Below are 19,519 nucleotides of genomic sequence, written 5' to 3'. Positions count from 1 at the left end.
CGATCAACGATCGCGTACCCCGCTCGAGGAGCCAAAAAAATGAAATTCGGCATATCGCCTGCACCGTCGTCATTGGCGAAGCTGCTGGCCGCTGGTGTGTTGTGTGCCGCCGCTACCGGCGCCCAGGCCGCGTGGCCCGAGAAGCCCATCACCCTGGTGATTCCTTTCCCGCCCGGCGGCACCACGGACATGGTGGGCCGTCCCCTGGCTCAGATGCTCAGCGAAAAGCTGAAGCAGCCCGTCATCGTCGACAATCGCGCCGGCGCCGGCGGCACCATCGGTGCGGCCTATGTCGCGCGTGCGCAGCCGGACGGCTATACGCTGTTCCTGGCCACCATCGCGCATACCATCGCGCCGTCGACCTATGACAAGCTCACTTACGACTTCCAGAAGGACTTCGCGCCGATCACCATCGTCGCGTCCTCGCCCAACCTGCTGATCGTCAACAACAAGCTGCCGGTGAAGACCGTGCCGGAGCTGATCGACTACGCCAAGCAGAACCCGGGCAAGCTGAACTTCGGTTCGGCCGGTATCGGCAGCACCGAGCATCTGGCGGGCGAGCTGTTCCGTTCCATGGCCAAGATCGACATCTCGCACGTGCCCTACAAGGGCGGCGCGCCCATGATGGCCGACTTGATCTCCGGCCAGATCCAGATGGCGCTGGAAACCAGTGGTTCCGCCATCGCGCAGATCAAGGCCGGTACCGTGCGCGCGCTGGGCGTCAGCAGCGAGAAGCCCAGCAGTTTCTTCCCCGGCATTCCGGCCATCGACGAAGCGGGCCTGCCGGGCTACACCTTCTCCACCTGGTACGGCTTGATGGTACCGGCCGGCACGCCGGCCGATGTGCAAAAGACGCTGTACCAGGACGTCGTGCAGATCCTGCAGGATCCGCAGATGAAGAAGGTGCTGGAAACCATAGGCGCGGATGCCGGCGGCAACAAGCCGGCGGATTTCAAGGTTTTCATCGCCGACCAGACGCAGAAGTGGCATGACATCCTGAAGCCTGAAGCGAAGAAGTAAGCAGGCGAACTGCGCGTCGGAAGGGCTGGGGCCGCCTGCCTGGGCCCAGCCGTTTCACGCAACGGACCGCGCTTCCTGCGAGCCAATAATGGGCGCCGATTCGGCGCCCATTTGCATTCAGCGAGATGACTGTCGCCGTGAAACACGGCGGCGTCCGTAGCACCGCTGACAATTTGTCGAACTCTCGGCAATGTGGGCGTGATATATCCCCATGCTCAACCACAACGATAAGAGTCACCATGAGCAACCCGATCTCGCGCCGCCGTTCCTGGCGGGATTTTGCTTCGATACGCCGCGCCAGCCGTTGTGCCAGGCTGATGCTGCTGGGCGCCGCCGTGCTGGCGGGTCCGGTCGCGCACGCGCAGTCGCCAGGCACGGCAGCTCACGCCCATGCGCCGGCTGTGGCTCCGGCCGCGGCTCCCGCTCCCGCCGCTGCGCCGCTTGCGGTCCCGCCCGCGACGACGACCATGCCCAAATCTCCCGCTGTGGAGTTCCCCGCCTGGTCGGCGTCCTACCAGGGCAAGATCGCCAACCGCAATATTCGCGTTGAACTGCAGCGTGTCGCCGACCACGTGTCCGGCAACTACTGCTATGAGCCTTGCGATTCCAACAAGATATTGAAGCTGCGGCTCGATGGCAGCTGGCAGGCCAATGGCGTGGCCATCCAGGAATACGACCAGACCGCCGCCGGCAAGGAAAAGCCCGTGACAGGACGCTGGGACATGCGTACCGATGGCGCCGGCTGGACGGGTACCTGGGCCAGCCCGGATGGCAAGCGCAGCCTGCCCCTGACCTTGAATACCGCGCCGGGCGGCCACGCCTTTCCTTATGAAATCCGCCTCGCCGCGGACCGCATGCCCGATCCCTCAGGCGACTGCGCGACCGACGTGCCGCATGTGACCCAGGTCCGCCTGTACAAGGATGGCAAGCTGGTGCAGACACTGCCGACGGATTCGCAAGGCACCTGCCGCATCTTCGTGCCGGAGACGGCGGACATCAATTTCGATGGCTGGCCGGACCTGACGCTGGCCCAGTTCCTGCCGGCCGGTCCCAACATTCCCACCAGCGCCTGGCTGTACCAGCCCGGCACGGGCAAGATGGAAGACGTCACCGCTGCCATGGAAGACATGACCTCGCCCAACTTCGACGCCGCCAACAAACTGGTTTGGGATTTCCAGCGCAATGGCTGCTGCGATCACTTCGTCACTGTCGCCAAGTGGCAAGGTGGGAAGCTGGTCCAGGTCGAGCAGGGCGAGAGCTTTTTCCAGCCTGTGCGTAGCAAGGGCAAGATCAGCTATTGCTACGTGATGCCGACCTATCACAATGGCCACGTCGAATACCCAGACGTTACCTGGAACGTCGGTGACCGGCTGCTGCCGCGCGATCCTTCTTCCTGCCAGTCGGAACCGCCCGATTCCTGGGACCGGGTGCATATGGAGGTCTACCTGCGCGATACGCGTAACGGCGAAATCTCCCACGAGTACTCGGAGGCGGTGCAAATGGAGTCCGTCGAGATCAACGGCAAGTCCATGCGATGCCCCTACATCCAACTGCTGGACGACGGGCATGCCGAGAATGCGGTCACGCTCAAGAATCCGAAGTACTGCACCGCCGAGAAATAAAAAAAAAAGCCGGCCCGTGAAGGGCCGGTTCGTACTACGCGACAGAGGGCGGGGCAGGCCGCCGCGACTTACTCTTCGTCGTAGTCGAGGTCGTCTTCTTCCTCTTCTTCCTCTTCGTCTTCGTCGTCCTGTTCCAGGGCATCGTAGCCCTTCCAGGTGATGCGCCAGACGGCGTCCTGGCCGGTGGTGCCTTCGGTCAGCTTCTTGGCCAGGCCGGCGTCGGCCAGGATTTCCAGATGATGCTCGACCATTGCGGCGGGCAGGTCGCCTTCAGCCAGTTCCTGCACGGCCTTGGTCACTTCCTGGCCGGTGAGCGTCGACGCTTCGGCGTCGCGGAACGCGCCGAGAATGGTGACTACTAGATCGAAATCGCGTTGCATGAGGACACCTCGTGCCTGATAAGGCAAAAAAACAGGGGCGGAAAACCGGGGGTAAGCGCACCGCTACCGCGACAGCACGGCGCTATCCGCAACCATACCAGATGCCTGTTGCCGACATGAGACGCAAGCGGGCGCAGCGGGACAAAATGGCGCTACCCGGCTACTGAGCGGGAACGAGCGGCGCGGTGAGTGTGAAGTCGGCGGTTTCGCGGCTGATCCGGCGCAGCGATGCCACCGCCATCCGCGTGTCGGCGGCGCGCCAGTGGAAGCAGTAGGTGAGACGGGGCAGCGGCGGGTCGCTCGCCAGTTCCACCAGCTTGCCGGCCCGCACATACGGTTCCACATAGCGGCGCGGGAAAAAGCTGATGCCCAGGCCCGCCGTGACCAGCGCGATCAGGGCCGTCAGGCTGTTGCAGGTGAGGGCGCGCGGTATTTGCAGCTGTTGCGCGGCCAGCCACCGTTCGAAAGCCTGTGCCAAGCCGGCCTCCGGGCTGAGGGTGATCACCGGATGCTCCTGGAAATGCTGCGCTCTCAACATGGTTCCTTTCGCCAGGCGCTGCGGCGCGGCCATCCAGCAGTACTCCAGTTCGCCGATCTTCTCGCTGGCCAGCGCGGCCGAGGCGGCCGGGCCGGGGATGATGGCGAAATCCAGCTCGCCGCGCTCCAGCTTGCGCAGCAGTCCGTTCGTGAGATCGACCTGGGGCTCCATCGCAAGATGGGGATGTTCGCGTTGGACGCGTGCGACGAAGTTGGGAAACCAGGTCGTGGCGATCAGCTCGCTGATGCCGAAGCGGCTGGAGCCGCGCACGGGACCGCCGCCGAGGTCGCTGCGGATACGGGTTTCAACCTCCAGCATGTGTGCCGCATGGTCCAGCAGGCGCAGGCCGGCATCGGTGGGGATGGCGCGCTGGCCCGTACGGTCGAACAGGGCAGTGGCCAGATCGTCCTCCAGTTCGGCGATCCGCTTGGACAGGGATGACTGCGTGACGTGCAGGCGTGCGGCTGCCAGGGAAAAGCTCCCCAGCGTGGCCGCCCAGTAGAACGCTTCGAGCTGCTTGAGTGTCATGGCTGCCATGGTATTCGTTTTGCGACTGCCTGGCAGTGAAAATAAGTCGCTTTTTGAATGGCTCGACGCTGCGTATCGTGCTGGCACGGGCAATCAAGGCTCAGCGCGGTTGGCCCGGGCCACGCCCGCATCCATTCCGCGCATCCATTCCTATGAGGGGAAAACCATGCGAACCACGCTGTCTCGACTTTCCATGCCGGCCCCCCGGCGCCTGCGTGCCGCGGCGGCTCTGCTGCTGGCGCTGAGTGCCGCGCCCGCCCTGGCCGAATGGCCCGAGGATCATCCCATCCAGGTCTACGTGGGATTCGCGGCCGGCGGCGGAACGGACATCATGGCGCGCACGATGATGCCCTTCATCCAGAAATATCTTGGCGGCAAGGCCAATTTCGTCATCGTCAACCGTCCTGGCGCCGCCAGCGAAATCTCCAACACGTCGGTGGCGCGCGCCAACCCCGACGGCTATACGCTGGGCGTGGTCAACCTTCCGGCCATGGCGTTCGTACCCTTGTACAAGAAAACGCAGTACGACCCGCGCAAGCTGCAACTGGTCGCGCGCGTGCTGTCCGATCCCACCATCCTGGTCACGCGGCAGGACAGCCGCTACAACACGCTGGGCGATGTCGTGGCCGCCCTCAAGGCGAAGCCTGGTTCGCTGTCGATCGGCCATAACGGCGTGGGCACCAATGGCCATCTCGCCTTGCTGCAACTGCAGAACGTGGCGGGCGTGAAGCTCAATGACATCCCCTACAACGGCACGGCGCAGTCGAAGACGGCGCTGCTGGGCGGCTACATCGATTTCGCCGCCGTGACCACGGGCGAAATGCCCGACCCCGGCAAGGAGGCCGTGCCCTTGAAGGTCATCGCGCAGATGAGCGACGCACGCTCACACTCCTTCCCCGATGTGCCCACTGCCCGCGAGCAGGGCTTCGACGACGTGATGCCGGCCGAGCGCGGGTTCGCGGTTCCCGCAGGCGTACCGGCCGCTATCGTCGCCAAGCTGGATGCGGCGATCAAGGCGACGCTCGCCGATCCCGAATACCTGCGCAAGGCGGGTAATGACGCGCCGGTGCTGGACTACCTGGGCGGCGCCGAATGGACCAGCCTGATCGACAGCCGCGAAGCCACGCTGCGCCGTCTCGCCGAAAGCATGCCCAAGGAATGACGGCCGTGATGTCGATTCCCGATGCCGCTGCCAAGCGCGCCACATTGCGGTGCCAGTTGCAGGAAGAGTCCTTCATCATCGCTCCGGCGGTGCACGATGTCTTCAGCCTGCGGCTGGTCGAGCGTGCCGGCTATCGCAGCACCTGCATCAGCGGGGCCATGCTGGCCATGGCCTTGCTGGGCCAGCCGGACATCGGCCTGTTGGGCCTGGCGGAGAGCGTCGAGCACTGTCGCCGCCTGGTACGCGTGGCGGGTATCCCCATCACCGCGGATGCCGATGCCGGTTATGGCAATGCGCGCGGCGTGTTCCATACGGTCGAATTGTTCGAAGAGGCCGGCGCGGCTGGCGTCAATCTGGAAGACCAGGTCGTGCCACGCCGCCATGGCACCGGCGCGGGCAAGGAAGTGGTCAGCGTGGCGGAGATGTGCGGCAAGATACGCGCGGCCTGCCGCGCGCGCCGGGACGGGAATTTCCTCGTCATCGTGCGCACCGATGCGTGCGCGGTCGAGCCCGTGGGCGACGTGCTGGCGCGGGTGCTGGCCTATGAGGAAGCCGGCGCCGATCTGATCCTGCCCATGGCGCCGCGCGGGGAAGAGGAGATCGATGGCCTGGTCCGCGCGTTGCGGATTCCCGTGACGATCAGTGCCGGCACCGGCTTAGCGCCGGCAGCGTCCGCGGGGCGCGTGCCGCTGGCGCGCTTGCGTGAGCTGGGGGTCAGGCGCATCAGCCTGACGACCCTGCTGCCGGGCGCGGCCACGGCAGGCATGGATGACGCATTGCGGGCTTTGCGGACAGTGGCGGCCGGCGCTTCCGCGAGCCCGCCGGCGTCTGCACCCGCACTCGCCGCCGTGCGCGGCGCGGCCTTGCTGCCAACGCTCATGGAAGCCGAGGCGCAGCACGCGTTCGAGTCGGTACTATTGGACGTTGGCCACGTCTGATCGCGGGCCGCCCCTGGGCCAGGACCTGACGGGCGGTGGCCGGCTGACCGAAGCCGGTGCAGCCTAGTCTTCGTCGTTGCGCAGCTCGCGCGCCAGCAGCTGCAGTCCTTCCGCGCATTCCGACCAGCTCATGGCGCCGCCCAGGCAGACGCGCACCGCTTGCGGCGGATTGCCATCAGTCGCGAACGCCGCGCTGCCGACGACCCAGACGCCCCGTTCGCGCATGCGTTGCGCAAACGCCAGCGGCGCGACGCCGGAAGGTAATTCAAGCCACAGGTGAAAGCCTTCCGGGTCGGTCTGCAGGCGCAGGCCCTGCAGATGCTTGCGCGCCAGTTCCTGGCGGTCCGACGACTCCGCCCGCACCGCTTCCAGCATGGCCTCGGCGGTGCCGTCATTGACCCAGCGCGTGGCCAGCGCGTTGGTCACGGGCGACGACATCACGGTGAAGGCGCGCAAGGTCGCCGCCAGCCGGCGCTGCCGCATGGCGTCGGGCGCCTTCACGTACGCGATGCGCACGCCTGCGCCCAGGCACTTGGAGAACCCTGTCACGTAGTAGCTGATTTCGGGCGCCAGCAGGCTCAGGGGCTCGGGCATCTGCGAAGGCAGCATGGCGTAGGGATCGTCTTCGATGATGGCGACGTTGTAGCGCTGCGCCACATCGGCGATCTCTTCACGCCGGCGCGCCGGCAGCGTCGCCGCCGTGGGATTCTGCAGCGTCGGATTGCAATACAGCGCCTTGGGCTGCAAAGCCTTGCAGGCCTCTTCGAACGCCGCGGCGCTCAGGCCGTCCTTGTCCATGTGCAGCGGAAACAGCTTGATGCCCAACTGCGTGGCGATGGCCTTGATGCCCGGATAGGTCAGCGCTTCGACACACATGAGTTCGCCCGCCGGCACCAGTTGGGCCACCAGCGCCAGCAGCACGCTGTGTATGCCGGGACAGACCAGTACGTCCTCGCCGCGCACGCCGGGCAACTGGCGGCGCAGCCAGCGCGCACCGGCATCGCGGTCGGCCGTGGTGCCGCCGAATTCCTGGTAGCGCAGCAGTCCGTAGAAGTCGTCCTCCGTGAATATGCGCGCCGCGCTTTCGCGCATGCGCGAAAGCAGGGCGGGTGAGCGGGGCTCGGGCGGCAGGTTCATGCTCATTTCCGCACTGATGCCGCCGCGCGATGCGAGCGAGGGATTGCCACCTTTGACGTAGGTGCCGGCGCCGGGGTGCGAATCGACCAGGCCGCGTTTGCGTGCCTCGGCGTATCCGCGCGCCACCGTGGTGTAGTCCAGGCTCAGCGTCTCGGCCAGTTGCCGCAACGGCGGCAGGCGGTCGCCCGACGACAGGCGGCCCGCGCCGACGTCCTGCTCGATCAACTCCGCCAGCAACAGATAAGCGGGTCTTTCGCTTTGCTCGAAGCGGGCAAGCCAGTGATGTGTGGAATAGACCATGTGCCGGAGTCCCGATGCGGAAGAAGTCGCGCCTTGCGTATATGGCCTTGGCTATAACGCCTTACCTACGGGCCTTTTTTCTATGTTGGCACACCGCGCGTCACTTGCGTAGCCCGGTGCACGGCGGTTCGCTTGTGCGCGGCCTGCCCATGAACACGCGCCATGCACCAACCAGGATCGCGCTGCGCCATGCTTTGCACGGCTATGGTGCGAGGGACATGGCGCAAGCTCGACAACCCGCTGCGCAAAGACACGAAAACGGTGCGCGCGATGGCGCCGCGAGGTTGGCCCACGCCAGTTTGATTGGACGTTGATTGCATTTTTCACGGCAACTGATGGCATGCACGTTGCAAGAGGGAAAGGGTGCGCAACACCGCGCCGTCCCTCATCCTTCCGGAGAATGCACTATGCCCGCCGTCAACAAGCCCGCTCATGAGAAAGGCGATTTCCTGGTCGATTACGAAGAGAAGGTATTCGAAGACGTCAAGGCCCAGCCGGGAGAGAAAGCGCTGGTCACCTTCCATACCGTGGCCTTCGAAGGCTCCATCGGTTTCGTCAATCTGCTGCAGGCCACGCGGCTCAAGCGCAAGGGCTTCGATACCTCGGTGCTGTTGTACGGCCCTGGCGTGACCCTGGGCGTCAAGCGCGGCTTCCCCACTCTGGGCGACGAAGCCTTCCCGGGACACCAGAATTTCAACAAGCAGATCGAGAAATTCATGGAGGAAGGCGGCAAGGTCTACGCCTGCCGCTTCGCGCTGCAGGCCCTGTACGGGCACGGCGAGCCGTCATTGATCGAAGGCATACGTCCGATCAATCCGCTGGATGTGCTGGACCTCGTGCTGCTGCATCGGCGCGACAACGCTTTCATCCTGGATACCTGGACGCTTTGAGGGCCAACGAGCATGTCCGAGAATCGCGTCATTCGCGCCGCCGCCATCCAGCTGGCGCCGGACTTCGAGCGCGCCGACGGCACCTTGCACAAGGTGCTCGACGCGCTCGATGAGGCCGCCGGCAAGGGAGCGCAACTGGCTGTCTTTCCAGAGACGTTCGTGCCGTATTACCCGTACTTCTCGTTCGTCAAGCCGCCCGTGCAATCCGGCGCCGATCACATGCGGCTGTATGAGCGAGCCGTGGCCGTGCCCGGGCCGGTCACGCAGGCTGTATCCGAACGGGCTCGCAAGCACGGCATCGTCGTGGTGCTGGGCGTGAATGAGCGCGATCACGGCTCGCTCTACAACACCCAGCTGGTATTCGATGGCGACGGCCGGCTGGTGCAGCGACGCCGCAAGATCACGCCCACTTTTCATGAGCGCATGATCTGGGGGCAGGGTGATGGCAGCGGGCTGGAGGTGGTGTCCACGCAAGCCGGCCGCATCGGCGCGCTGGCCTGCTGGGAACACTACAACCCGCTCGCCCGCTACGCCTTGATGACCCAGCACGAGCAGATCCATTGCAGCCAGTTCCCCGGTTCCATGGTCGGTCCGATCTTCGCCGACCAGATCGAGGTGACGATACGCCATCACGCGCTGGAGTCCGGTTGCTTCGTGGTCAACAGCACGGGCTGGCTGACGGATGCGCAGATCGAGTCCATCACGCCCGATCCCGCGTTGCAGAAGGCGCTGCGCGGGGGATGCAATACGGCCATCGTATCGCCGGAAGGCAACCACGTGGTGCCGCCGCTGCGCGAGGGCGAGGGCATGCTCGTGGCGGATCTCGACCTGGGCTTGATCATCAAGCGCAAACGCATGATGGACAGCGTGGGCCACTACGCGCGGCCGGAGCTGCTGAGCCTGGCCATCGACCGCAGGCCGGCCCGGCCTGCCTTTCCCATGCACGGGGATGCCGTCCCCGACATTACGTTTCTACCTGAGGTGAACCATGGAAACGCAGGAACTCCTGCCGCCGGCGAGCCGGCAATTGATGACGGAATTGCAGTCATCCGGCCTGCGGCTGCTTGACCCGAACGCCGGCGCCGCCAGCCGGCGCGGCGGCGCGGGCCCCTCGGACCACAAGGCCGTGATGGTGGGCGAACGGGCCTTCATGGTGCCGGTACATACCTCCAGCGCGTGGAATTCGCCTTTCGTCGCGCAGGCGCCGGATGAGCAGGGCCGCAGCACGCTGATGCGCGGCACCATCCCCATCGCCACGCTGTCCTTTCCCAAGGCGCCGCGCTTCTATGCGATGCAGACGCTCGACGGCGTACCCTATTCGCACATCGCGACCCTGCATGGTTCGGACGTGCTGGCCACCACCGTCCTGCAAACCTGCATCCGCTACGAAAGCCGGCGCAAGGCCTGCCAGTTCTGCGCCATTGGCCAGTCGCTGGCGGCGGGGCGCACCATCGCGCGCAAGACGCCGGCTCAATTGGCCGAAGTGGCGCGCGCGGCAGTGTTGCTGGACGGCGTGAAGCACGTGGTTCTGACCACGGGCACCCCCAACGCCACGGACCGCGGCGCCGCCATCCTGTGCGAGAGCGCCGCGGCGATCAAGGCCGCGGTGAACATCCCCATCCAGGGGCAGTGCGAGCCGCCCGACGACGACGCGTGGTTCGCGCGGATGCGCGACGCGGGCATCGATACCCTGGGCATGCATCTGGAAGCCGTTACGCCGGCGGTACGCCAGCGCATCATGCCGGGCAAGGCCAGCGTGCCGGTCGAACGCTATCTCAGCGCTTTCGAAGCCGCGGTCGCGATCTTCGGCCGAGGCCAGGTCAGCACGTACATCCTGGCCGGGCTGGGCGATACGCCCGAGGCCATCCTGGCAATGTGCGACCGCCTGCTGGCGCTGGGTGTCTATCCCTTTGTCGTGCCCTTCGTTCCCATCAGCGGTACGCCCCTGGAAGACCATCCGGCACCTGGCGCCGAATTCATGCGCAAGATCCTGGAACCGCTGGGGCGGCGTGTGGCGGAAACGTCCATGCGGTCCTCGGACATCAAGGCGGGCTGCGGCAAGTGCGGCGCCTGTTCTTCCTTGTCGCTGTACGAACTGTGAGCGGGCACCGAGATGCAAAGCGAGCTTTCCTGCCTGTTTCGCCCCGTCGAGTTTCGTGTCAAGCATGCCACCCTGGACTGGGAGCGCCGCCAGGCCCACAGCCTGCGGCGTGCGGTCTTCTGCGAAGAACAGGGAATCTTCGAGGGCGACGATCGTGATCCCATCGATGACGACGCCCTCTTGCTGGTGGCGCTGGCGTGCGTCGCGGGCATGCCGGATACGGTCGCGGGCACGGTGCGCATCCACCGCGACCCGCAAGGCCGCTGGTGGGGATCGCGCCTGGCGGTGGACCGGGGCTTCCGTCGCAGCGGCAGTCTGGGCGCGGCCTTGATCCGCCTGGCGGTCAGCAGCGCCAATGCCATCGGCTGCGACACTTTCCTGGCCCATGTGCAAAGCCAGAACGTTCCCCTCTTCCGCAAGCTGAGGTGGGAGTCGCTGGCCCAGGAGACGTTACGCGACCGTCCTCATCACCTGATGCGTGCCGACCTGGCCGCTTACCCGCCTTTCCATCGCATGACGGAAGGCTTCGTGGCCCATGCGCGGAGATCATGACATGACTCCTGCAACTATCGTCGCCGCGCTGCTGGAGAGCCGGGGGTTCGCCCATAAGCGGGACATCGCCGCCGTGATGGGTGCGCTTGGCCAGCATTCGTCCACCGGCTGGCGCGCAGCGGGCCAGGCGACCGGACTGGGGGACGACTGCGCCGCGCTGGCCGACGGCGACGGCTACCTGCTGTTCGCGATCGAGGGCTTCGTCGAGGATTTCATCGCGCGCATGCCCTGGTTCGCGGGCTACTGCGGGGTCATGGTCAACGTCAGCGACATCTATGCGATGGGCGGGCGGCCGCTGGCGGTGGTGGACGCACTGTGGAGCCGTGGCATGGAACCCGCGGACGAGGTGCTGCGCGGCATGGCGGCCGCATCGGCGGCGTACGGCGTGCCCATTGTGGGCGGCCACAGCAACACCCGCAGCGAGAAGGGACAACTGGCCGTGTCGGTCCTGGGACGGGCGCGGCACCTGATCACCAGTTTCGATGCCCGGCCGGGAGATGACCTGGTCATGGCCGTGGACCTGCGCGGGGTTTATCAGGAACCTTTCCCGTATTGGAACGCTTCGACGTCCGCGCCAGGTGAGCGCCTGCGGGGCGACCTGGAAATCCTGCCCGCGCTGGCCGAGGCGGGGCTGTGCCTGGCCGGCAAGGACATCAGCATGGCGGGTGCCGTCGGCACGGCCTTGATGCTGCTCGAATGCTCAGGGGCAGGCGCGGTGATCGACGTGGACTGCATCCCGCGTCCGCCGGGAGTGAACCTGCTGCGCTGGCTGGTGTCCTTTCCCAGCTATGGCTTCGTGCTCAGCGTGGCGCCGGACTCGACCGAGGAAGTGCTGGCGCGCTTCGCGGATCGCGGCATCGCCGCGGCGGCGTGCGGGCGCGTGACCGATGGGCCCGAGGCCTGGCTACGCACGGGCAGCGATCAGGCACTGCTGTGGGACTTCGCGACCGCGCCGTTGATGGGCTGCACGGCCGGCGCCGATGGCACCGAAGCCGAAGCCACGGCCGAAGCCCGAGCCACGGCCGGACACGCAACCAGACAAAACGCCGTCTGTGGGAGCGCCGCATGAAGATCGCCTTGCTCACGCATTCGGTCAACCCGCGTGGCGGCGTGGTGCACGCGCTGGAGTTGGGCGACGCGCTGACCGCGCTGGGCCACGATGTCACCGTGATGGCGCCCGCCGCCGACGGGGCAGCCTTCTTCCGTACCACGCGGTGCCGCACGGCCATTGCTCCCGTCATGCCGCACGAACCCGGCATGGTGCCCATGGTGCGGGCGCGCATCGACGCCTATGTCACGTACCTGCGCCGCGTGCTCGCTCTTGAAAACTACGATGTGCTGCACGCACAGGACAGTATCAGCGGCAATGCGCTGGCGGACCTGGTCGACGACGGTGTCATCCCTGGCTTCGTGCGGACCGTACACCACCTCGACGACTTCGACGACGCTCGACTGAGCGCATGGCAGTTGCGGGCGTTCCGCGCAGCAACGATGGTCTGCTGCGTCAGCGATACGTGGATCGATCATCTGCGAACGAACCATGGCATCGAGGCGCAACGCATTGCCAACGGCGTTGACCGCCGCGTGTTCCATCCGGTGATGTCGCCGGTACGAGATGCCGATATCGCGGCCAGCCTGGGTATCGCGCCGGGCGGTCCGCTGTTCCTGGCAGTGGGCGGCGTGGAGGAACGCAAGAACACCCTGGCGATCCTGCAGGCGTATGCGCGGGTGCGCACGGTGCACGCGGACGCACGGCTGGTCATCGCGGGAGGCGCCAGCCTGCTGGATCACGATGCCTACGCGCAACGTTTTCATGCAGCCTTGGATGGCTTGAACGGGCCCGCCACGGCCTTTATCGACGGCCAGCCGGTGCAATCGCGCGACGTTGTCTTGACGGGCCCCTTACCTGACGGCGTGCTGCCGGCGCTGTACCGGCTGGCCGATGCGCTGGTCATGCCCTCGTTGCGCGAGGGCTTCGGCCTGGCGGTGCTGGAAGCGCTGGCCTGCGGCACGCCTGCCGTGGTGTCGCGGCGTCCGCCGTTCACGGAACACCTGTCGGAATCCGAGGTGCTGTTCACCGACCCGGAGGATCCAGACGCCATCGCAGCGGCCATGCTGCGGGCCCTGGCGTTCCGTCCGGCGCCCGAGCCGCTGTTGCGGCGCTATTCCTGGGAAGCGAGCGCGCGCCGGCACCTGACGCTTTACCAACTTCATCGGAGTCTCACATGCCCGCCATGTCCTTCCGCATCCGCTGGCCCGATGGCCAGGAAACGGACTGCTATTCACCTTCACTCGTGATCCGCGATTACGTCGCGGTCGGCGGCGCTTATCCCGTCGAGGTCTTCATGCACTCGATGCGGACGGCGCTGGAGATCGCCAGCGAGCGGGTGAGGCAGAAATACGGCTTCGCCTGCTCGCGCGCCATGGACCAGTTGGCGACGCTGGAGCAACTGGCCACGGACCACGCCGACGGTGATGCCAGTCGCTCCGCCGACCAGGGCGAGGATGACGGCCAGCGTCCCGGAACCGTCACCGTCCTCGCCTTTGGCGACGCCTATTGACAGCCAGTCTTGACGAACCCTGTGAACACCATGTCCCCTACACCGAATTTCCTTCCCTACTACCCCGTCGCGATCGTCGGCGGCGGCCAGGCGGGGCTGTCGCTCAGCCATTACCTGACCGGCCTGGATGTCGAGCACATCGTCATCGAGAAGCACACTTTGACGCACTCATGGCGCACGCAGCGCTGGGATGCGTTCAGCCTGGTGACGCCCAACTGGCAGTGCGCGCTGCCGGGACATCCCTACGAGGGCGCGGACCCGCACGGCTTCATGACCCGCCCCGAGATCATCGAATACCTGGATGGCTTCATCGGCAAGGTCGACGCGCCCGCCGTGGAAGGCGTTACGGTACTGCACGTGAAGCAGCAGGATGACGGTTTCTATGACGTGCGCACCAGCGCGGGGGACTTCCGGGCGGGGCAGGTGGTGGTCGCCTCCGGCGGCTACACGGTTCCCATCATTCCCCGCGCCGCCGAAAGACTGCCGGCTGCCGTCGCCCAACTGCATTCGAACCAGTATCGCAATCCGGGCCAATTGCCGCCGGGTGGCGTGCTGGTGGTCGGTTCAGGGCAGTCGGGCGCGCAGATCGCCGAGGACCTGCATCTGGCCGGGCGCCAGGTCTACCTGGCAACTGGCGACGCACCGCGCTGCGCACGTTTCTATCGCGGCCGCGATGTGGTCGACTGGCTGGCCGACATGAACTACTACGACATGTCCGTCGACCAGCATCCCCTGCGCGAGGGCGTGCGCGACAACACCAACCACTACGTCACCGGCCGTGAAGGCGGCCGCGACATCGACCTGCGCCGCTTCGCGCTGGAAGGGATGCAGCTATACGGCCAGTTGACCGACGTGACCGGGACGTCCGTGCACTTCGCTCCCAACCTGGCCGAGCACCTGGACAGCGCCGACCGGACCTACAACGGCATCAATGCGGCCATCGACAAGCACATCGCCGCGCAGGGCATCGCGGCGCCGCCCGCGGCGGTGTACGAGCCGGTGTGGGCGCCCCAGGCGGAACGCACGAGCCTGGACCTGAGCGCCGCGGGGATAGGCAGCATCCTCTGGTGCATCGGCTTCCAGCCGGATTTCGCCTGGGTCGACGCGCCGGTCTTCAATGGGCGCGGACAACCGGTGCACCGGCGCGGGGTGACGAGCCAGAAGGGGCTGTATTTCCTGGGCCTGCCGTGGCTGCATACCTGGGGTTCGGGACGGTTTTCCGGCATCGCGCGAGACGCGGGGCATCTGGCCCACGTCATCGCGGAGCAGGCGGCGACGGCGGCCGGGGCCGCGGCCCTGGCGGCGTGACGAGGAAAATGGCAATGGAAGCACCACGTCTACGGTCTTATTGCGCGGGCATGCCGCATTTGGCCTACGCGGGCCTGTCGGAAAACTGGCTCTGGAAGGAATGCGGCGACCTGCATTGGGAGCGCTTGGCGCAGGCCCATGGCATGTCGCGTCCGGATTTCCGCGATGCCTCCGGCAACAAGGCTTATGCGGCATTCACCGCCGTGCGCCTGGTCGCCAGTGAATTGGACGGTATCGCGGAAAACGACGTCTTCCAGCTGCATGGGGAACTGGCGCCGGCGGGAAGGGCGCAGTTCTGCAGCCAGCAGGCGCTTTACCGGGCGGGCGAGGCGACGCCGTCAGCCCGCCTGCGGATGTTGTCGGCCTTTGTCTTTCGCCAGTCCTTGCGTGACAATCGCTCCGTCGGCCGCGCCAGCGTCGAGTCGGCGGCCAGCCTGCCCACGGCGGCGGGCGCACCGTCGCCGGACACCGCCGCCCGGCTGGTTGCCGACACGCGGGAGCGTCGCCAGCAGGCCGCCGCCTTGCGCGACCGGCCGGCGGTCGCGGTGCCCACGGGGCAGGGGGAATACCTGGGCTCGCCTTGTCCCGGCAACGACTTCAACGGCGCGAATTTCATGTATTTCGCCAGCTTCCCGGCATGGGTGGACCGGGCCGAATGGCACTTCTTCCGGCCCGCCAAACTGCTGGTGACAATCGCGCGCGAGGTGGACTACTTCGGTAACGTCAACATCGGCGAGGATGTCATGGTGCGCTGCCTGCACTGGGAGAACACGGCGGATGGCGGCCTGGTCCATCATATGGCCCTGTATCGCGTGACGGATGGACACCCGATCGCGGAGGTACGAACCCGCAAGCGGCGCGCTCGGCTGGGGAGGGAGTGAGCCATGGACGACGCTGATGCCCAACTCCACGGCGGACCCCACGGCGGACCCCACGGCGCACCCCAAATCCAGGCCCACGCCCCGCGCGGCAATCCGCGCAAGGCCGTCTATACCGCGCAAGACCTGCGCGGGCTGCCGCATCTGGACAGCCTGCCCGGAGAGGCGCCTTATCTGCGCGGTCCCTATGCGTCGATGTACACGGGCAAGCCGTGGACGCTGCGGCAGTATGCCGGCTTTGCCGGCGCCCAGGCCAGCAATGCGTTTTTCCGCGACCTGCTGGCGGGCGGGGCCCAGGGCCTGTCCGTGGCGTTCGACCTGCCCACGCACCGTGGCTACGATTCCGACCATCCCGCCGCGCAGGCGGACGTCGGACTGGCCGGCGTCGCGATCGATTGCGTGGACGATATGCGGCGCCTGTTCGACGGCATCGCGCTGGACAAGGTATCCGTGTCGATGACCATGAACGGCGCGGTGCTGCCGGTGCTGGGCTGTTTCATCCTGGCGGCGCGAGCGCAGGGACTATGCCCGGCGCAGCTGTCGGGGACGATACAGAACGACATCCTGAAGGAATTCCAGGTTCGCAACACCTATATATACGCGCCGGCGCCTTCGATGCGTATCGCTACCGACGTGGTGGAATACGTCGCCCGGCATATGCCGCGCTTCAACGCCATGTCCATTTCCGGCTATCACTTCCAGGAAGCCGGCGCGGACGGAACGTTGGAGCTGGCGCTGACCTTGGCCAATGCGCGCGAATACCTGCGCGCGTTCGTGGCGCGGGGGCTGGACGTCGATGCTTTCTGCCGCACCCTGAGTTTCTTCTTCGGCGTCGGCATGGACTTCTATGGCGAGATCGCCAAGCTGCGGGCCGCGCGCGTCTTGTGGGCGGAAATGGTGGCCGCGCATGGTGCGCGCCAAAGCCGAAGTCTGGCCATGCGGATGCATTGCCAGACCTCGGGCTGGTCGCTGGCCGCGCAGACGCCGCTGAACAACATCGCGCGCACGACGGTCGAGGCCATGGCCGCGGTTTTCGGTGGAACGCAATCGCTGCACACCAACGCGTTCGACGAGGCGCTTGCACTGCCTGGCGACGAAGCTGCGCGTATCGCCCGTGACACGCAGTTGATCCTGCAGCAGGAAACGGGTCTGCGCGACGTCGTGGATCCGTGGGCGGGATCGTACATGATGGAGTCGCTCACGGCGGACACCTGCGAGGCCGTGCGCGGCATCATGCGGGAAATCGACGAGGAGGGTGGGGTACTGGCCGCGCTCGATTCAGGTTGGCTGACGCGCCGGATCCATATCATGGCCAGCCGCTGCCAGGCGCGAATCGACACCGGGGCGCGGCCCATAGTGGGGGTGAACCTGCATAAGGATCTTCCCGGGGACGCGCATGTGGCGCTACGAGGCACGGTGCGTTCCGCCGGTCTTCGCGATGGTGGCGGCGCACCCACGTCGGCCAGGGCCGCCGGCACCCGCGCCATCGATGCCGCGGCGGTGCGGGCGGAGCAGATGGCCCGCCTGGCGTCCTTGCGCGCGCGCCGCGACCCAGCGGCCGTCGCACGCACACTCGACGACCTGGCGCGTATTGCCCGGTCGGGCACCGGCAACCTTCTGGAAGCCGTGATGACGGCGCTCTCGGCCGATGCCACGGTGGGCGAGTGCACGGCGGCGCTCGAACGTGTCTGGCCGCGTCATCGGCCGCGCAGCGACTTCGTGGCGGGCGTCTATGCGGCCGCCCGCGGTAGGGGTGGCGCCGAACAGGATGGTGCTGAACCGGGAGATGCCCAAAAGGGTGGTGCCGGAGCCCACGCCGGCGTTGGATTCGGCGATGAGGACTGGTCGCGGGCACGGCAAGCCGTGGCACGCCTGAAGGCTGAAGGCACTGCGCCTTCCATCCTGTTGGTGAAGCTGGGCCAGGATGGGCACGACCGTGGCATCAAGGCGGTGGCCGGCGCGCTGACCGACGCCGGGTTCCGTGTGTATATGGGGGGACTGTTCGAAACCCCGGAAGGGGCGGCCCGCCTTGCGCGAGAGCTGGGCGTGGCTGCGCTAGGGGTGTCCACCCTCGCGGGCGCCCATCGTGAATTACTGCCGCGGGTGGCCACTTGCCTGCGCGAGGTCGGGCTGGACCGGCTTCCTCTGCTGGCCGGCGGGGTCATCCCCGAAGCTGATCACGCATCGCTTCGGCTTGCAGGCGTCAGGGCGATCTTCGGCCCGGGCACCCCGATGCCGGAAATCGCCTTGGCCCTGGCTGCCCTGCTGTCGCGCCATTGTCATACGCAGATATGACTGGGCCATTTGGCTCAGCTTGCGCAAGACGTCTCGACGCTAGGGTTCACGGTGCGCGTCTTCGGCACGGTCAAGCCGGCACCGCAATGCGGGAGAGACGGGAACACGAACCCCGCTTGTCCCGTTGCCCGGCAGGATGCGGGCGCGGGGGAGGTCCGTTGACGTTGTCAGCATTTAGACAGCCGGGTTTCATTTCAGTGTCAAGTTCGGGCGCTATAACACGGCGTCCCTTTCGTTTACCTGCCACGGCCTTGCCCGTGACGCCGTGCCCGTGCATTCCTTGCTTCCCTTCCTCTTGGCTGCGTTCTACGAAACCGCGCGTCAGGGCAGCATGACGGCGGCGGCGAAACAATTGCAGGTCAGCCAGCCCACGGTGACTTCGCGCATCCAGCAGCTGGAATCCAGCTATGGCGTGGAGTTGTTCCATCGCCGTGGCGGCCGCCTGGAACTGACACGCACCGGTACGGAGTTGATGCCGCTGGCCCGGCAGATGATGCAGATCCAGCACGACATCGATTTCAAACTGCGCAACGGCAAGCAACTGCTGGCGGGTTCACTGCACATCGGCACCACCGGCCCGAACTACATCGCGTCCATCATTTGCGGCTTCCGCGAGCAGTACCCGGACGCCAGCATCGGCATCGAAGTCGGTAATTCGCGCTCCATGCTGGAGGCGCTGTTCGATTCCCGGGTCGATCTGGCGGTGGCGTCCGAACCCCTGAACGATCCCCGCCTGCTGCGCTGCGAGATCGCCACCGATCCGTTGGTCCTGGTGGCGCACCGGGCCCATCCATTGGCCGGCCGTGGCCAGATCGCGCTGCACGACCTGGCCTCCCACACGCTGCTGCTGCGCGAGCAGGGCTCGTGGACTCGCAACCTGATGGAAGAGGCCATGAACGCGCGTGCCGTGCGGCCGCGCTCGGTACTTGAAATGGGCAGCCGGGAGATGATCTGCCGGGCCGTGCAGCACAATCTGGGCTGTACGCTGATGCCCGTGCGCGACGTGCCGCAGGACGAGAACCTGCGCACGGTGGCCATCGAGCCCGATCCTCCCGTATTGCGGGTATACCTCTACTGCATGCGCGAACGCGCTTCGATGCCCTTGGCGGAGGCGTTCATCGCGAGCCTGCCGAATGCATCGCAGCATTGAGCGCGCGTAACTTCGCGTCACTCCCGTTGCCATTGGGAACAGAGCCCACAAATCACTGATAGCCCCATAGGCAGGCTTTGCCTGGATGACATTTCCACGTCTTGCCTGATCTCCACAATGTGCACGCCCGACGGAGCCATGCCGTCGGTTTGCCATATG

Annotated in this window: 18 protein-coding genes; 15 read left to right on the top strand and 3 right to left on the bottom strand. The window is 66.3% G+C overall.

Translation table 11 applies throughout. The annotated features are described in order from the left end of the window. The first annotated feature begins 39 nt into the window (after nt 1–39). Both CEY05_RS30450 and CEY05_RS30445 read left to right on the top strand, forming a co-directional pair. The gene (locus CEY05_RS30450; RefSeq protein WP_088601272.1) at nt 40–1,020 is read left to right on the top strand and encodes a tripartite tricarboxylate transporter substrate binding protein; all 981 of its coding nucleotides are present in this window, start codon (nt 40–42) and stop codon (nt 1,018–1,020) included. A 239-nt stretch (nt 1,021–1,259) separates the two neighbouring features. After that, nucleotides 1,260–2,642: a hypothetical protein gene (locus CEY05_RS30445; protein ID WP_088601271.1), complete on the top strand. Its 1,383-nt coding sequence runs from the start codon at nt 1,260–1,262 to the stop codon at nt 2,640–2,642. Nucleotides 2,643–2,710: 68 nt separating this feature from the next. Here the strand turns inward: CEY05_RS30445 and CEY05_RS30440 are convergent, their stop codons facing one another. Beyond that, on the bottom strand, nt 2,711–3,022 hold the full coding sequence (locus CEY05_RS30440; protein WP_088601270.1) for a DUF2513 domain-containing protein: 312 nt from the start codon (nt 3,020–3,022) through the stop codon (nt 2,711–2,713). 160 nt (nt 3,023–3,182) lie between these two features. Continuing rightward, nucleotides 3,183–4,097, bottom strand: a complete 915-nt coding sequence (locus CEY05_RS30435; RefSeq protein WP_233161788.1) for a LysR family transcriptional regulator — start codon at nt 4,095–4,097, stop codon at nt 3,183–3,185. 157 nt (nt 4,098–4,254) lie between these two features. Between CEY05_RS30435 and CEY05_RS30430 the strand changes: the two genes are divergently transcribed. Together CEY05_RS30430 and CEY05_RS30425 are read left to right on the top strand one after the other, a co-directional pair. Next, nucleotides 4,255–5,250, top strand: a complete 996-nt coding sequence (locus CEY05_RS30430; RefSeq protein WP_088601280.1) for a tripartite tricarboxylate transporter substrate binding protein — start codon at nt 4,255–4,257, stop codon at nt 5,248–5,250. A gap of 8 nt (nt 5,251–5,258) precedes the next feature. Next, on the top strand, nt 5,259–6,188 hold the full coding sequence (locus CEY05_RS30425; protein ID WP_088601268.1) for an oxaloacetate decarboxylase: 930 nt from the start codon (nt 5,259–5,261) through the stop codon (nt 6,186–6,188). A 63-nt stretch (nt 6,189–6,251) separates the two neighbouring features. Here CEY05_RS30425 and CEY05_RS30420 read toward each other — a convergent pair whose 3' ends face one another. After that, nucleotides 6,252–7,625 carry a PLP-dependent aminotransferase family protein gene (locus CEY05_RS30420; RefSeq protein ID WP_088601267.1) on the bottom strand — a complete coding sequence of 458 codons (1,374 nt, stop codon included), beginning with the start codon at nt 7,623–7,625 and terminating at the stop codon, nt 6,252–6,254. A 407-nt stretch (nt 7,626–8,032) separates the two neighbouring features. On the opposite strand from CEY05_RS30420, the gene CEY05_RS30415 reads away from it, so the two are divergent. The 11 genes from CEY05_RS30415 to CEY05_RS30365 all read left to right on the top strand — a co-directional run bounded on the left by CEY05_RS30415 (nt 8,033) and on the right by CEY05_RS30365 (nt 19,360). Further along, nucleotides 8,033–8,515 carry an MSMEG_0572/Sll0783 family nitrogen starvation response protein gene (locus CEY05_RS30415; protein ID WP_088601266.1) on the top strand — a complete coding sequence of 161 codons (483 nt, stop codon included), beginning with the start codon at nt 8,033–8,035 and terminating at the stop codon, nt 8,513–8,515. A gap of 12 nt (nt 8,516–8,527) precedes the next feature. Next, complete coding sequence (locus CEY05_RS30410) at nt 8,528–9,583, top strand: Nit6803 family nitrilase (RefSeq protein WP_088601265.1); 1,056 nt, start codon at nt 8,528–8,530, stop codon at nt 9,581–9,583. Then, nucleotides 9,546–10,616 (top strand): MSMEG_0568 family radical SAM protein, encoded by a 1,071-nt coding sequence (locus tag CEY05_RS30405; protein ID WP_088601264.1) that lies wholly within the window; start codon nt 9,546–9,548, stop codon nt 10,614–10,616. The genes CEY05_RS30410 and CEY05_RS30405 overlap by 38 nt, the downstream gene beginning before the upstream one ends. A gap of 12 nt (nt 10,617–10,628) precedes the next feature. Next, on the top strand, nt 10,629–11,168 hold the full coding sequence (locus CEY05_RS30400) for an MSMEG_0567/Sll0786 family nitrogen starvation N-acetyltransferase (RefSeq protein ID WP_088601263.1): 540 nt from the start codon (nt 10,629–10,631) through the stop codon (nt 11,166–11,168). 1 nt (nt 11,169) lies between these two features. Further along, nucleotides 11,170–12,237 carry a sll0787 family AIR synthase-like protein gene (locus CEY05_RS30395; protein WP_088601262.1) on the top strand — a complete coding sequence of 356 codons (1,068 nt, stop codon included), beginning with the start codon at nt 11,170–11,172 and terminating at the stop codon, nt 12,235–12,237. Beyond that, nucleotides 12,234–13,466, top strand: coding sequence for an MSMEG_0565 family glycosyltransferase (locus CEY05_RS30390; protein WP_088601261.1), 1,233 nt, complete (start codon nt 12,234–12,236; stop codon nt 13,464–13,466). The genes CEY05_RS30395 and CEY05_RS30390 overlap by 4 nt, the downstream gene beginning before the upstream one ends. Then, nucleotides 13,394–13,729: an MSMEG_0570 family nitrogen starvation response protein gene (locus tag CEY05_RS30385; protein WP_088601260.1), complete on the top strand. Its 336-nt coding sequence runs from the start codon at nt 13,394–13,396 to the stop codon at nt 13,727–13,729. The genes CEY05_RS30390 and CEY05_RS30385 overlap by 73 nt, the downstream gene beginning before the upstream one ends. Nucleotides 13,730–13,759: 30 nt before the next feature. Beyond that, nucleotides 13,760–15,037 carry an MSMEG_0569 family flavin-dependent oxidoreductase gene (locus tag CEY05_RS30380; RefSeq protein ID WP_088601279.1) on the top strand — a complete coding sequence of 426 codons (1,278 nt, stop codon included), beginning with the start codon at nt 13,760–13,762 and terminating at the stop codon, nt 15,035–15,037. 14 nt (nt 15,038–15,051) lie between these two features. Continuing rightward, a complete protein-coding gene (locus CEY05_RS30375; protein ID WP_158219463.1) occupies nt 15,052–15,918 on the top strand; it encodes a Pnap_2097 family protein in 867 nt (288 codons plus the stop codon). A 3-nt stretch (nt 15,919–15,921) separates the two neighbouring features. Next, on the top strand, nt 15,922–18,210 hold the full coding sequence (locus CEY05_RS30370; protein WP_088601258.1) for a methylmalonyl-CoA mutase family protein: 2,289 nt from the start codon (nt 15,922–15,924) through the stop codon (nt 18,208–18,210). Between the two features lie 280 nt (nt 18,211–18,490). Continuing rightward, the gene (locus CEY05_RS30365; RefSeq protein ID WP_088601257.1) at nt 18,491–19,360 is read left to right on the top strand and encodes a LysR substrate-binding domain-containing protein; all 870 of its coding nucleotides are present in this window, start codon (nt 18,491–18,493) and stop codon (nt 19,358–19,360) included. The last annotated feature ends 159 nt before the right edge of the window (nt 19,361–19,519 follow it).

Origin of the sequence: Achromobacter sp. HZ34 (assembly GCF_002209485.1) — a bacterium.
GTDB lineage: Bacteria > Pseudomonadota > Gammaproteobacteria > Burkholderiales > Burkholderiaceae_B > Bordetella_C.
Note: the sequence above shows the minus strand (reverse complement) of the source record. Positions and strands in the feature narration are given on the sequence as shown.